This is a genomic window from Burkholderia sp. Ac-20353 (genome assembly GCF_017104785.1).
GTDB lineage: Bacteria > Pseudomonadota > Gammaproteobacteria > Burkholderiales > Burkholderiaceae > Burkholderia.
Genome location: NZ_JAAGPL010000090.1, coordinates 1 through 13,231, shown reverse-complemented (window position 1 = coordinate 13,231; position 13,231 = coordinate 1). Strand labels below are relative to the sequence as shown.

Below are 13,231 nucleotides of genomic sequence, written 5' to 3'. Positions count from 1 at the left end.
AACCGGAACCCCGTTCGATACACCTTCCCTCAAGGCCGGCGAGCCTATTGCCCCGCCGTGCGCTCGTACTCCTGGAGCACCTGTTTCGACGGGCCATCCATCACGATTTCGCCCTTGCGCAGCCAGATCACGCGTTCGCAGAACTGCTCCAGCATCTCGAGGCTGTGGCTCGAGAATACGAGGATCTTCCCCTGCTCCATGAACTCGTGCATCCGGCGTTTCGCCTTGTTCGCGAATTGCACGTCACCCGCGCCCATCACTTCATCGAGCAGCAGGATCTCCGGGTTGATCGCAGTCGAGACCGAGAACGCAAGACGGATGAACATACCGGCCGAATAGGTCTTGACCGGGTAGTCGAGAAATTCGCCCAGCTCGGAGAACTCGCCGATCTGCTGGATGCGTTCCTCGACCTGGGCCGGCGTGAGGCCAAGCAGCATGCCGCGAATGCGGATGTTGTCCCAGCCCGTCTGCGTCATCTCGAAGCCGGTCGCGAGTTCGAACATCGCCGACACGTGGCCGTTGATCTCGGCCGCACCCGATGTCGGCGGATAGATGCCCGCCATCACTTTCAGGATCGTGCTCTTGCCGGCGCCGTTCAGGCCGATCAGGCCGACACGCTCGCCGTGCGTGATCTCGAGATTGACATCCTTGAGCGCGTGCACGTGACGGCGCTCGTGCGCGCCGCGCTGCGCCGGTCGGCGGCGCAGCGCGTTGATCACGGTGGACTTCAGGCTGTCGGTGCGCGCGGACACGTCGAACGTGACGCCGACGTTGCGCAGGCTGATATTCAGGTTTTGCGTCATAGCACGTACACGATCCGCCGAGACATTTTCTTCACAACCAGCATCGCGAGCAGGCCGACGACCGCGCAATAGCCGAGCGCCACGTAGACCACCTCGGGCGGCGGCGCTTCGCTGTTGAGCAGCGGATAGCGCATGACCTCGATCAGGTAGTAGAGCGGATTGAATGCATAGACGAACGACAGCCCGCGATCCCTCAGCATCGTGACCGTGAAGATCACCGGCGTCAGGTAGAACGCGATCTGCATCAGGCTGCCGAGCAGGTGCGGCAGGTCACGGAAGCGCGCGCCAACATGCGCGACGATCACCACGTGGAAGAAGTTGATCGCGAGAAACAGCGCGAAGCCGGGAATTGCCCAGAGCGCGCCCACGCCGACGTGGCGCTGATAAAACACCATCACCGCGAAGAAGACCGCCAGACCGATCACGAACACGATCGTGTACGGCACGAGCGCGCGGAACAGGTAGATCGGCTTCGGAAACGGAAACTGCTTGATGTAGCCTTCCGCCGCGACGAATGCCATCCCGCCTTCCACAAGGGACGACGTGATGAATGCCCAGATGACGAGGCCGAGCGTCAGGAACGGCAGGAACTCGTTCATCTGCTGGTGAAACAGGCGGCCGTAGATCAGCCCGACCGCGCCGACCACGGCCGCCAGGTTGACGAGAATCCAGCCCGGCCCGAGGGCCGAACTGCGAAACCGGCTCTTTACGTCCTGCAGCCCCATGTGGAGCCATACACGCCACAGCTTGGCAGCACTGACGAACTCTTTCAGCGGCGAGCTCGCACTAGCACTGTTATAGGTAGTCATCGATACTCCGGTCCATTCGAATCAAACCATCGGCACGGCCGCGCTCTTCGAAGCCGAGCTTCCGGTAAAGGTGCGACGCCCGTTCATTGGATTCGAGCACTTCCAGGTAGACGGACGCCAGCGACAATTCCCGTGCCGCGAAACGCATCAGCACGTCGATCGCCTCTTTCATCAGCCCTTGCCCGAGGAACTCGGGCGCCGCGACGAAACGGCCGATCTCGGCCGTCCGCGCGCCACCGTCGATCGCATAGATCGCGACCTGGCCCACCCGCTCCCCGGTGGCGGCCAGTTCGGCGACGAACACGAGATCGTCCGGCTTGTCGCAGTAGCGCACGAACCATCCATGATGCTGTTCGTACGCGAGCAGGTCGGAATGCTTGAACTGCTCGCGCGCGCCGTCGCGGTTGCGCCACGCGAGCGTGGCCTGCAGATCGGCCTCCGCCAGCAGGCGCAGCCGGATGCGACCGTGCGTGTACGGTTCGTGCGCGTGCTTCATGCTGCGTAGCGGATCACGAGGTCGGCGATCAGCTCGACGTCCTTGCGCGACACGCCCATGTGCATCGGCAGCGACAGGATTTCGTTCGACGCCGCATGCGCGTTCGGGCACTGGCCCTTGCCGCTTTCGTACATGCGGTACTCGGTGTTGTCGCGGTAGTGCACGCCCGGGTAAACCTCGTGCTCGTTCAGCGCGAGCATCAGCTCGTCGCGATTCTTCACGCGGATCTGGAACAGGTGGCGCGACGATTCGCAGCCTTCCGAGATCGTGACGAGGCGGATGTTCGCGTGGCCCGACAGCAGCTCTTCATACCAGCGCGCGAGCTGGCGGCGATACGAATTGTCGTTGTCCAGGTACTTGAGCTGGACGAGGCCGATCGCGGCCATGATCGAGTTGCCGTGGTACTTGTAGCCGACTTCCTCGACGTCGTACATCCACTTGTACGCGCCCTGCGACGCGGTACGCGCAAACGTGTCCTTGTTGATGCCGAGCCAGCTCATCTTGCGCACGCGTGCGTCGTCTTCGGCGTCCTGGAAACAGATCATGCCCGAGTCGGCCGTCGGCAGGTTCTTCACCGCCTGGAAGCTGAACACGGTGACGTCGGCGTCATGGCCGACGTGCTTGCCTTCGTAGCGGCTGCCCGACATGTGCGCCGCGTCGAGGATGATCTTGATGCCACGCTCGCGGCACAGCTTCAGCACGCGCGCGTACTGGCCGACGTTGCCGCCGATGCCGACGAAGATCACCGCGCGGGTCTTGTCGGTGATGCGCGCCTCGATGCTTGCCGGGTCGAGGCACAGCGTATCGTCGACGTCCGCGAACACCGGCGTCAGGTTCGAGTAGAGAATCGCGTGGTTCGACGACACGAACGTCAGCGGCGTCGTGATGACTTCGTCACCGTCCGCCCAGCCGTACTTCGTCTTGAACAGTTCGAACGCCAGGTGCAGGCCGACGGTATTCGAGCTCAGGAAGTGCGCGTGCGGCAGGCCCGTGTAGGCCTTCCATGCCTCTTCGAACTGGTTGGTCTTGAAGCCGAGCCCCGTCCAGCCCTTTTCCAGGCACTCGCGGATGGCTTCGAGGCACTCGTCGACGCGAAAGTGCGGCACGAACAATTGAATGGCCATTGTGATTCTCCTTGTCTTTACTCGAAGGTTTCGGCGGCTGCCAGCGTGAGCGCCTGTTGGTCTTTCGTTGAGAGGATCGGCTCGCCGTCGATCGGCCAGTCGATCTTGAGCGCCGGGTCGTTCCAGAGGAGCGAGCGTTCGTATTGCGGCGCGTAGTAGTCGGTCGTCTTGTACAGGAATTCCGCGTACTCGGAGAGCACGACGAACCCGTGCGCGAAGCCTTCGGGCACCCACAGCTGCTTGCGGTTCTCCGCCGACAGCTCGACGCCGACCCAGCGGCCGAAGTTCGGCGAGCTGCGGCGGATGTCGACGGCGACGTCGAACACGCTGCCGGAGACGACGCGGACCAGCTTGCCCTGCGGATTCTGGATCTGATAATGCAGCCCGCGCAGCACGTTCTTCGCGGAACGCGAATGATTGTCCTGGACGAACTCGCGCTCGACGCCCGTGCCGTCCTTGAAGGCCTTCGCGTTGAAGCTTTCGTAGAAAAAGCCGCGCGCGTCGCCGAAGCACTTCGGCTCCAGCACGAAGACTTCCGGCAACGCGGTCGCTTCGATCTTGAAATTCATGCTACGGACTCCTTGAGCAAGCGGCTCAGGTACCGGCCATACTCGTTCTTCGACAGTTCGCCCGCGAGCTGGCCGAGATCGTCGGCGGAAATCCACTTGTTGCGGTAGGCGATCTCCTCCGGGCACGCGACCATCAGGCCCTGCCGCTTCTGCAGCGTCGAGATGAACGTCGACGCTTCCTGCAGCGAATCGTGCGTGCCGGTATCGAGCCATGCGTAGCCGCGACCCATGATCTCGACGTTGAGCTGCTGCGCGTGCAGGTAGGTCAGGTTGACGTCGGTGATTTCCAGCTCGCCGCGCGCCGACGGCTTGATGTCGGCCGCGATGTCGCACACCTGGTTGTCGTAGAAGTAGAGGCCCGTCACCGCGTAGTTCGAACGCGGCGCCTTCGGCTTCTCCTCGAGCGACATGGCGCGGAAATCCGCGTCGAATTCGACGACGCCGTAGCGCTCCGGATCGTGCACGTGATACGCGAACACGGTCGCGCCGTGCTCGACCGCCGTTGCGCGCGCCATCAGCGCATGCAGGTCGTGGCCGTGGAAAATATTGTCGCCGAGGATCAGTGCGGACGGATCGTTGCCGACGAACTCGCGGCCGATGACGAACGCCTGCGCGAGGCCGTCCGGCGACGGCTGCACCGCATACTGGATGTTGAGGCCCCAGCGGTTGCCGTCGCCCAGCATGTCCGAAAAGCGCGGCGTGTCCTGCGGCGTCGAGATGATCAGGATGTCGCGGATCCCCGCGAGCATCAGCGTGCTCAGCGGGTAGTAGATCATCGGCTTGTCGTACACGGGCAAGAGCTGCTTCGAGACCGAGCGCGTGATCGGATAGAGGCGCGTCCCCGATCCGCCTGCCAGGATAATTCCTTTACGTTTCATGTGACTCTCGGATAGTTGGCAATACACCCGCGTTAGGCCATGAGCTGCGCCGCTTCGACCAGCTGATCGATGACGTAGTCCACACCGTGCTCCCAGGTCGGCAACGCGATGCCGAACGTGTCGCGCAGCTTCGCCGTATCCAGCCGCGAATTCGCCGGACGCGGCGCGGCGCTGGGATACTCGCTCGCGGGAATCGGGCGCACCGCGCCCTCCGCAACGCGCAACGCGATGCCTTTCGCCCGCAGCGCGCGAAGCGCGCGGTCGGCATATGCGTACCACGACGTCTCGCCCGCCGCCGCCGCGTGATAGACACCCGACGGGAACTGCGCCGGCGACGCGAGGTAGCGCGCGACCATCACCGCGGTGATGTCTGCGATCAGGTGCACCGGCGTCGGCGCGCCGAACTGGTCGTCGACGATCGACAAGGCATCGCGGCGCCGCGCGGCGCCGATGATGGTTTTCAGGAAATTGCCGCCGTGCAGGCCGAACACCCAGCTCGTGCGGACGATCGCGTGCGCGGCGCCGCTCGCCTCGACCGCGCGTTCGCCGTCGAGCTTCGACTGGCCGTACGCGGACAGCGGATTCGGCGCGTCGGTTTCCTGGTACCAGCCCGCCTTCGTCCCGTCGAACACGTAATCCGTCGAATAGTGGATCACGAGGCTGCCGACGCGTGCCGCTTCGCGCGCGAGCACCGCCGGGCCTTCCGCGTTGATCGCATGCGCGAGCTCGCGCTCCGATTCGGCGCGGTCGACGGCCGTGTAGCCGGCCGCGTTCACGACGACCTGCGGCCGCAGATCCTGCATGACCTGCACGATCTTCGCATAGTCGGTCAGGTCGAACGCGGCGCGGTCGAGCGCCGTCACGTCGCCCAGCAGGCTCAACGCCCGGCGCAGCTCGAAGCCGAGCTGCCCCTGCGCGCCCGTCAGCAGGATCGCCGGGCGCATCAACGCGCCAGGATTAGCCATACTGGCGCGACACCCACTTGACGTACTCGCCCGACACAATTTCGTCGACCCACTGCTGGTTGTCGAGATACCAGTGCACGGTCTTCGCGAGGCCCGTCTCGAACGTCTCCGCCGGCTTCCAGCCGAGTTCGCGCTCGAGCTTGCGCGCGTCGATCGCGTAACGGCGGTCGTGGCCCGGACGATCCTTCACGTAGGTAATCTGGTCGCGGTACGAGCCGGTCGCCTTCGGGCGCGCGGCGTCGAGCAGGTCGCACAGCGTGTGCACGACGTCGAGGTTCTTCTTCTCGTTCCAGCCGCCGACGTTGTAGGTCTCACCCGGCACGCCGCGCGCGAGCACTTCGCGGATCGCGCTGCAGTGATCGCCGACATACAGCCAGTCGCGCACGTTCTGGCCGTCGCCGTAGATCGGCAGCGCCTTGCCGGCGAGCGCGTTCGCGATCATCAGCGGAATCAGCTTTTCGGGGAACTGGTACGGACCGTAGTTGTTCGAACAGTTCGTCGTGAGCACGGGCAGGCCGTACGTATGGTGATACGCACGCACGAGGTGGTCGGAGCCCGCCTTCGTCGCCGAGTACGGGCTGTTCGGTGCATACGGCGTCGTTTCGGAGAATTGCGGATCGGTTGCGGACAGCGAGCCGAACACTTCGTCGGTCGACACGTGCAGGAAGCGGAACGCCGCCTTGTCGGCTTCGTTCAGGCCGTTCCAGTACGCACGCGCCGCTTCGAGCAGCGTGAACGTGCCGACGACGTTGGTCTGCACGAAATCGGCCGGGCCGTGGATCGAGCGGTCGACGTGGCTTTCTGCGGCGAAGTGCAGGACGGCGCGCGGCTTGTGCTCCGCGAACAGCGCGTCGAGCGCCGCGCGGTCGCAGATGTCGACGCGCGCGAACACATGCTTCGGATTCCCGTCGAGCGACTGCAGTGTGCGCAGGTTACCCGCGTAGGTCAGCTTGTCGACGTTGAGCACGGCTTCGTCGGATTGGCCCAGCCAGTCGAGTACAAAGTTGGCACCGATAAAACCCGCGCCGCCCGTAACCAGGATCATGAGGCTCCCTCTAGAAATGCGCGGCCAGCCCGATACCGAGGCTGGCCGCTTTGGAATGCGCAAGTGGCAATATCCAGCCACAGCAAACCCGACATTTTAACCGCTGCCCATGACTGTCAAAGTCATGAAATGCTAGTTTTCGGGGGGAAAGCAACGATTATAAGAAATGACCGCGTGCAAAAGCCATGCCGCTAACAACTTGAAACAGCGCTTCGAACCCGCATCAGAAGGAAAAATTCTGTCAAATCAATCAGTTGGCCAAAATGACCGTTGCGCAGGCAGCGAATTGCCGCGATCATTTCACTCCAGATGTGACACAAATATGTAACACGACGATCTCATGACGCAGACCCCCATCGCCATCGGCGACATCCAAGGCTGTCATTCAGCTTTCAAGACCCTGATCAACCAGCTCGCGCTACCGGCCGACACGCCGCTCTGGATCGCCGGCGACGTCGTCAACCGCGGCCCCGCGTCGCTCGCGTCGTTGCGCGCGCTCGTCGAACTCGGCCCGCGCGCGACCGTCGTGCTCGGCAATCACGATCTCCACCTGCTCGCCGTCGCAGCCGGCATCCGCACCGAGCGCCCCGGCGACACGATCGGCGAAATCCTCGACGCGCCGGACGCCGATGCGCTGCTCGAGTGGGTGCGCCACCGTCCGTTCGCCCATTTCGAGCACGGGATGCTGCTCGTCCACGCGGGCGTGCTGCCGCAATGGGACGCGACGCTCGCGCTGGAACTCGCCGACGAACTGCAGCACGCGCTACGCGCGCCCGACTGGCGCGACACGCTGTCACACCTGTACGGCAACGAGCCGAACCAGTGGCATCCGGACCTGAAGAAGCGCGACCGGATGCGGGTCGCGTTCAATGCGTTCACGCGCATCCGCTTCTGCACGCCCGACGGCGCGATGGAGTTCCGCACGAACGGCGGCCCTGACAACGCGCCACCCGGCTACCTGCCGTGGTTCGACGTGCCCGGGCGCCGCACGTCGGACGTGACGGTCGTGTTCGGGCACTGGGCCGCGCTCGGCCTGATGTTGCGCGACGATGTCGTCGCGCTCGATTCGGGATGTGTGTGGGGAAATCAGTTGTCGGCCGTGTGCCTGACGGCCGATCCGGCCAGACGCACGGTCACGCAGGTGCAGTGCGAAGCATGCCGCACGCCCGGTGAATGAGCGCGCAGCCATAACGGACTTAACAGACTTAAGGGCCACAGGAGCCCAGGTACCGTCAGGACCACCGGGGCCGCAAAGCCGGCGTGCATCGACGCCGGCCCCGGCCCCGCGCGAGCTGCGTTAGCCTTCGCGGCCCGGCACCGGATGGTCGGCCGCGCCGTCCTCCGCCACACCGACTTCCGTCGCCGGATAGGCATCCTTCGCGAGCTGCGCGAGCGCATCGGCCGTCGGCCGGCCGACGCTCGCCTGCAGCGACACGAGCGCCGCCGCGATCGACTCGCGCGCGGCCGCCGACGTCGTGCGCCGGTCGCCGCCCGGCTGGATCGGGTCGCATACGTACAGATGCGCGACGAACGGCCCGCCGCGCAGCACCATGTCGAGCGACTTGCCGAGCGACAGTTCGCCGATGTATGCGGGCGCGACCGACTGGCGGCCCTGCGCATCCTCGTACATCAGGCAGACCGGCTGCACCGCGCAACCGGCGGATACCGCGGCCTGGAACAGGTTCGCGTGGAACGGCAGCAGGTCCTGGCCGTCGGACGTCGTGCCTTCCGGAAACACGCACATCAGCCCGCCGTTGCGCAGGCGGTCGGCCATCTCGTGCATGATCCGCATCGCCTCGGTGCGCTTCTCGCGCTGCAGGAACACGGTGTCGAGCCGCTCCGCGAGCCAGCCGACGATCGGCCACTGGCGCACTTCCGCCTTCGACACGAACGGCGTCGGCCGCCACGCGTTAACCGCGTAGATGTCGAGCCACGATACGTGGTTGCCGACGACGAGCGCGCTCGCGTCGAGCCGCGCGGCGTCGTTGTGCACGACGAGGCGCATCCCGCAGATCCGCAGCAGCTTGAGCGACCAGCGTCGCGTCATCTCGACGCGGCGGTCCGGCAACACGTGCCGGAAGCGCAGCGCGACGATCGCCATCCCGCGCAGCAGGTGAAAGACAAGGCGCAGCTTGCGAAGGGCTGTCATGGCGCGAATCCTGCGGCGTCAGTTGCGCTCGAACGCGATCTGCCCGGCGACGAGCGTCGCACGCACCGAGGCGGGCAGTTCGTAGCCGAGGAACGGCGAGTTGTGGCCCTGGCTCTTCAGCGCACGCGGCTCGACGCGCCAGTGCGCACGCGGGTCGAACACGCACAGGTCGGCCGCGCCGCCTTCCGTCACCCGCCCGGCCGGCAGCTTCAGCACGTCCGCGGGTGCGGACGTGATGAGCTTCAGCGCGCGCGCGAGCGGCGTACGCGTCTCGTCGGCCCACTTCATCGTCAGCGACAGCAGCAGCTCGAGACCGGTCGCGCCGGGCGTCGCCTCGCCGAACGGCAGCAGCTTCTCGTCGTCGTCGACGGGCGTATGGTCGGAGCAGATCGCGTCGATCGTGCCGTCGGTAAGCGCCGCGCGGATCGCCTCGCGGTCGCGCTCGCTGCGCAGCGGCGGATCGAGCCGGAACTGCGAATCGAAATAGCCGATGTCGACGTCGATCAGGTGCAGGTGGTTCGCGCTGACGTCGCAGGTCACCGGCAGCCCTTCGGCCTTCGCCTCGCGCACGAGCGCGAGGCCGGCCGCCGACGACAGCCGCGCGAGGTGCACGCGCGCGCCCGTCACGCGCATCAGTTCGAAGATCGTATGCAGCGCGATCGTCTCGGCCGCAACCGGCACGCCGGACAGCCCGAGCCGCGACGCGACCGGGCCGCTCGCGGCAACGCCGCCCTTGCCGATGAACGCGTCGAGCGGGCGCAGCCATGTGGTGAAACCGTACGTGCTCGCGTACTGCAGCGCGCGCAGCAGCACCTGCGTGTCGCGCACCGGCACGTTCGCGTGCGTGAAGCCGACGCAGCCCGATTCGGTCAGCGCAACCATCTCGGTGATCACTTCACCCTTGAGGCCAACCGTCAGCGCGCCGAGCGGATACACGTTCGCCTGGTGCAGGTTGCTCGCGCGGAACTTCAGCATCTCGACGAGGCCCGGCTCGTCGAGGATGGGGTCGGTGTCCGGCGGGCACACGAGGCTCGTCACGCCGCCGGCGACGGCCGCGGCCATCTCCGATGCGAGCGTCGCCTTGTGCTCGTAGCCGGGCTCGCGCAGCCGCGCGCACAGGTCGACGAAACCCGGCGCGACGATCATGCCCGCTGCGTCGATCGTCTTCTCGGCCGTGAAATCGGCCGGCGCCGCGCCAACCGCGGCGATCTTGCCGGCCGCGACGAAAACGTCGGCCTGCCGCTCGGTGCCGGCGACCGGGTCGACCAGCGTGCCGCCTTTGATATGAATCTTCATGCGCTGTCTGTGAATGCGTTGATTGCGTGAAAGGGAGGCGTGGCGCGCGGGCTCAGTCGTTGTTGCCCGCGACGATGCCCATCACCGCCATCCGCACGGCGATGCCGAACGTGACCTGGTTCAGGATCACCGATTGCGGGCCGTCCGCGACCTGCGAATCGATCTCGACGCCGCGGTTCATCGGGCCCGGGTGCATCACGATCGCATCGGGTGCGGCGAGCGCGAGGCGCTCGGGCGTCAGCCCCCAGGTCTTGAAATACTCCTGCGCGGACGGCAGCAGCGCGCCGCTCATCCGTTCATTCTGCAGGCGCAGCATGATGATCACGTCGACGTCCTTCAGCCCCTCGTCGAGGTTGTGGAACACGCGCACGCCCATCTGCTCGAGGCCGCCCGGCAGCAGCGTGCGCGGGCCGATCGCGCGCACTTCCGGCACGCCGAGCGTGGTCAGCGCGTGGATGTCCGAGCGCGCGACGCGCGAGTGCAGGATGTCGCCGACGATTGCGACGCGCAGCTTCGTGAAGTCGCGCTTGTAGTGGCGGATCGTGTACATGTCGAGCAGGCCCTGCGTCGGGTGCGCATGGCGGCCGTCGCCGGCATTGATCACGTGCACGTGCGGCGCGCAATGCTCGGCGATCAGGTACGGCGCACCGCTCGACGCGTGGCGCACGACGAACAGGTCGGCATGCATCGCCGACAGGTTGTTGATCGTGTCGAGCAGCGACTCGCCCTTGCTCGTCGACGACGCGTTGATGTTCAGGTTCAGCACGTCCGCCGACAGGCGTGTTGCGGCGATCTCGAAGGTCGTGCGGGTGCGCGTCGAGTTCTCGAAGAACAGGTTGAAGACGGACTTGCCGCGCAGTAGCGGCACCTTCTTCACTTCGCGGTCCGTCACGCTGACGAACTGCTCGGCGGTATCGAGGATGTGCGTGACGATCGAGCGCGGCAGGCCCTCGATCGACAGCAGATGCTTCAGCTCGCCGTTTTTCGTGAGCTGCGGGTTGCCCTTCAGGAAACCGTAGCGGAATCGTTCGGGGCTCGCGGCCGCAGCGGGATTGCCGGTGCGGCCAGTCGTGTCGGTGGTCATGATGTGCGTGATTCCAACGTATGCAAACGGGCCGCGCTGCGAAGCGGCGGCCCGGGATCCTGGTTCGTCGCGCTCAGGCGCTGCGAGCCTCGACGCGCAGCGTGAACTGCGCCGCGTCGTCGCGCGCGAGCACGAGGGTCGCGTCGGCCGGCACGTCGAGCGTGCCGCCGGCGAACCGTGCGGCGACCGGCAGCTCGCGGCCGCCGCGATCGGCCAGCACCGCCAGCTCGACCGCGGCCGGACGGCCGTAATCGAACAGCTCGTTGAGCGCCGCGCGCACGGTGCGCCCCGTGTACAGCACGTCGTCGACGAGCACGATGCGCGCGCCGTCGACGTCGAACGGCAGCGACGTCGGGCTCGCCTGGCTGTGCAGCCCCTTCTTCGCGTAGTCGTCGCGATGCAGCGCGACGTTCACGACGCCGAAGCCGGGCGCGCCGAGATCGCGCGCGAGCCGCTCGGCGAGCCATGCGCCGCCGCTGTAAATGCCCGCGAGCCGCGGGCCGCCCGCGTCGGCGAAGCTCGCGCCATACGCGTCGCGGATCTGGTCGAGCAGGACGCGGTATAGCGCCTCGGCATCAATGGTGCTCATGGTCGGACAATTGATCGAGATACTGTTGAAGGATGACGCGCGCGGCTTCGGCATCGAGGATTTCGGCACGCGCGCGGCCGCGGATGTCGCGGGCGCGCAGTTCCGCCTCGGCCTCGACCGACGAATAACGCTCGTCGACCCAGGTCACCGGCAGGCCGAAGCGGCCGTTCAGCTGGTTGCCGAAGCGCTTCGCCTGCTGCGTCATGTCGTGCGGCGTGCCGTCCGGGTGCATCGGCAGGCCGACGACGAGCGCGTCGGGCCGCCATTCGGCGAGCAGTTCGCCGATCGCCTTGAAGCGGTGTTCGCGGTTCAGGTTGGGAATCACGACGAGCGCGCGGGCCGAGCGCGTCAGCGCATTGCCGATCGCGACGCCGATGCGTTTCTCGCCGTAGTCGAACGCCAGGAGCGTCGCGTCGCGCGCGCTCGTGCCGCTCATGCGTGCCCTGCTTCGCCGGACAGCATCGTCGAGCTGACGCCGAGCAGGCCGAGCGCCGCTTCGAAGCGCTGCTCGGCCGGGGTGTCGAACACGATCCGCGGATCGGCGGCGACGGTCAGCCAGCCGTTGCGGGAGATTTCTTCCTCGAGCTGCCCTGCGCCCCAGCCCGCATGGCCGAGCGTCAGCAGGAAGCGCTTCGGGCCGGTGCCCGTCGCGACCGCCTCGAGCACGTCCTTCGACGTGGTCATCTCGAGCCCGCCCTCGACGGACATCGACGAGTTGTAGTTCGCGCCCTCCACCGGCTCGTGCAGCACGAAGCCGCGCTCGGTCTGCACCGGGCCGCCGAAATACACGGGGATGTGCAGCAGCGGCTCGATATCGAGCTTCAGGTCGATGCGGTTGAACAGCGATTCGAGGTCGATGTCGGTCGGCCGGTTGATGACGAGGCCGAGCGCACCGCGCTCGCTGTGATCGCAAAGGTAGACCACCGTTCCCGAGAACGTCGGATCGGCCATGTTCGGCATGGCGATCAGGAACTGGTTGGTAAGGTTGATGCGATCGGAAGGCTTTGACATGGTTTGAATTTTAGCAAAGACGCCGCGGACTGATCGAGGCCGCGATCAACTAGCAACACCGCCCCGCGCTGGCATCGTCGCGGACGGATCACACGGCACTCTAACACGCGCGCGGGCGCAGTCGGCAGCGGGTTGCCGGGCCGCGCGGCACGGGCGCCGGCGGCGCGTCACGCATCATCCGTGCCGGGCCCGGCCGAGCGTCGCGCCGAGCGTTTCGCACGCGGCGGTCAGGTCCGGCGGCGCCACCCCTGCTGCAATCTTGAGCAGCGCCGCGCGCAGCATGTCGGATGCGTGACGGTGCGCGGCGAGGCCGCCCTCTGCGCGCGGCACGCGATGCGCGGCGCAGCGCCACGCAAGGCCGAGCGTGTCGGCCCGCAGCGCCGCCGGGCCAAGGCCCAGCGCACACGCCGCCC

The 13,231-nt window shown here is 66.3% G+C and carries 15 protein-coding genes and 1 pseudogene; 1 reads left to right on the top strand and 15 read right to left on the bottom strand.

Going from position 1 to position 13,231, the window contains the following annotated elements; genetic code table 11:
* Nucleotides 1-44: 44 nt before the first annotated feature.
* The 8 genes from G3N94_RS23875 to rfbB are packed head-to-tail and all read right to left on the bottom strand — an operon-like array spanning nucleotide 45 to nucleotide 6,689.
* Nucleotides 45-803, bottom strand: a complete 759-nt coding sequence (locus G3N94_RS23875) for an ABC transporter ATP-binding protein (protein ID WP_205795028.1) — start codon at nucleotides 801-803, stop codon at nucleotides 45-47.
* Nucleotides 800-1,612 carry an ABC transporter permease gene (locus G3N94_RS23870; protein ID WP_205795027.1) on the bottom strand — a complete coding sequence of 271 codons (813 nt, stop codon included), beginning with the start codon at nucleotides 1,610-1,612 and terminating at the stop codon, nucleotides 800-802. The genes G3N94_RS23875 and G3N94_RS23870 overlap by 4 nt, the downstream gene beginning before the upstream one ends.
* Nucleotides 1,599-2,108 (bottom strand): GNAT family N-acetyltransferase, encoded by a 510-nt coding sequence (locus tag G3N94_RS23865; protein WP_205795026.1) that lies wholly within the window; start codon nucleotides 2,106-2,108, stop codon nucleotides 1,599-1,601. Before G3N94_RS23865 ends, G3N94_RS23870 begins: the two co-directional genes overlap by 14 nt.
* On the bottom strand, nucleotides 2,105-3,232 hold the full coding sequence (locus G3N94_RS23860; protein ID WP_205795025.1) for a DegT/DnrJ/EryC1/StrS family aminotransferase: 1,128 nt from the start codon (nucleotides 3,230-3,232) through the stop codon (nucleotides 2,105-2,107). The genes G3N94_RS23865 and G3N94_RS23860 overlap by 4 nt, the downstream gene beginning before the upstream one ends.
* A gap of 17 nt (nucleotides 3,233-3,249) precedes the next feature.
* Nucleotides 3,250-3,801, bottom strand: coding sequence for a dTDP-4-dehydrorhamnose 3,5-epimerase (gene rfbC, locus G3N94_RS23855; RefSeq protein WP_205795024.1), 552 nt, complete (start codon nucleotides 3,799-3,801; stop codon nucleotides 3,250-3,252).
* The gene (rfbA, locus tag G3N94_RS23850; protein ID WP_205795023.1) at nucleotides 3,798-4,679 is read right to left on the bottom strand and encodes a glucose-1-phosphate thymidylyltransferase RfbA; all 882 of its coding nucleotides are present in this window, start codon (nucleotides 4,677-4,679) and stop codon (nucleotides 3,798-3,800) included. Before rfbA ends, rfbC begins: the two co-directional genes overlap by 4 nt.
* Nucleotides 4,680-4,711: 32 nt before the next feature.
* Nucleotides 4,712-5,644, bottom strand: a complete 933-nt coding sequence (rfbD, locus tag G3N94_RS23845) for a dTDP-4-dehydrorhamnose reductase (protein WP_205795022.1) — start codon at nucleotides 5,642-5,644, stop codon at nucleotides 4,712-4,714.
* A complete protein-coding gene (gene rfbB, locus G3N94_RS23840; protein ID WP_205795021.1) occupies nucleotides 5,637-6,689 on the bottom strand; it encodes a dTDP-glucose 4,6-dehydratase in 1,053 nt (350 codons plus the stop codon). The genes rfbD and rfbB overlap by 8 nt, the downstream gene beginning before the upstream one ends.
* Before the next feature lie 340 nt (nucleotides 6,690-7,029).
* Here rfbB and G3N94_RS23835 point away from each other — a divergent pair, with 340 nt between their 5' ends.
* The gene (locus G3N94_RS23835; protein WP_205795020.1) at nucleotides 7,030-7,866 is read left to right on the top strand and encodes a symmetrical bis(5'-nucleosyl)-tetraphosphatase; all 837 of its coding nucleotides are present in this window, start codon (nucleotides 7,030-7,032) and stop codon (nucleotides 7,864-7,866) included.
* Between the two features lie 120 nt (nucleotides 7,867-7,986).
* Here the strand turns inward: G3N94_RS23835 and G3N94_RS23830 are convergent, their stop codons facing one another.
* The 7 genes and pseudogenes from G3N94_RS23830 to G3N94_RS23800 all read right to left on the bottom strand — a co-directional run.
* Nucleotides 7,987-8,838, bottom strand: a complete 852-nt coding sequence (locus G3N94_RS23830) for a lysophospholipid acyltransferase family protein (protein WP_205795019.1) — start codon at nucleotides 8,836-8,838, stop codon at nucleotides 7,987-7,989.
* An 18-nt stretch (nucleotides 8,839-8,856) separates the two neighbouring features.
* Nucleotides 8,857-10,134, bottom strand: coding sequence for a dihydroorotase (locus G3N94_RS23825; protein ID WP_205795018.1), 1,278 nt, complete (start codon nucleotides 10,132-10,134; stop codon nucleotides 8,857-8,859).
* A gap of 52 nt (nucleotides 10,135-10,186) precedes the next feature.
* The gene (locus G3N94_RS23820) at nucleotides 10,187-11,218 is read right to left on the bottom strand and encodes an aspartate carbamoyltransferase catalytic subunit (protein ID WP_059483352.1); all 1,032 of its coding nucleotides are present in this window, start codon (nucleotides 11,216-11,218) and stop codon (nucleotides 10,187-10,189) included.
* 73 nt (nucleotides 11,219-11,291) lie between these two features.
* Entirely contained in the window at nucleotides 11,292-11,807 is a 516-nt protein-coding gene (gene pyrR / locus G3N94_RS23815; RefSeq protein WP_205795017.1) for a bifunctional pyr operon transcriptional regulator/uracil phosphoribosyltransferase PyrR, read from the bottom strand.
* Nucleotides 11,794-12,243 carry a Holliday junction resolvase RuvX gene (gene ruvX, locus G3N94_RS23810; RefSeq protein WP_205795016.1) on the bottom strand — a complete coding sequence of 150 codons (450 nt, stop codon included), beginning with the start codon at nucleotides 12,241-12,243 and terminating at the stop codon, nucleotides 11,794-11,796. The genes pyrR and ruvX overlap by 14 nt, the downstream gene beginning before the upstream one ends.
* Nucleotides 12,240-12,818 carry a YqgE/AlgH family protein gene (locus G3N94_RS23805; protein WP_205795015.1) on the bottom strand — a complete coding sequence of 193 codons (579 nt, stop codon included), beginning with the start codon at nucleotides 12,816-12,818 and terminating at the stop codon, nucleotides 12,240-12,242. The genes ruvX and G3N94_RS23805 overlap by 4 nt, the downstream gene beginning before the upstream one ends.
* A gap of 174 nt (nucleotides 12,819-12,992) precedes the next feature.
* Nucleotides 12,993-13,231: pseudogene (locus tag G3N94_RS23800) on the bottom strand (hypothetical protein); the annotation flags it as partial.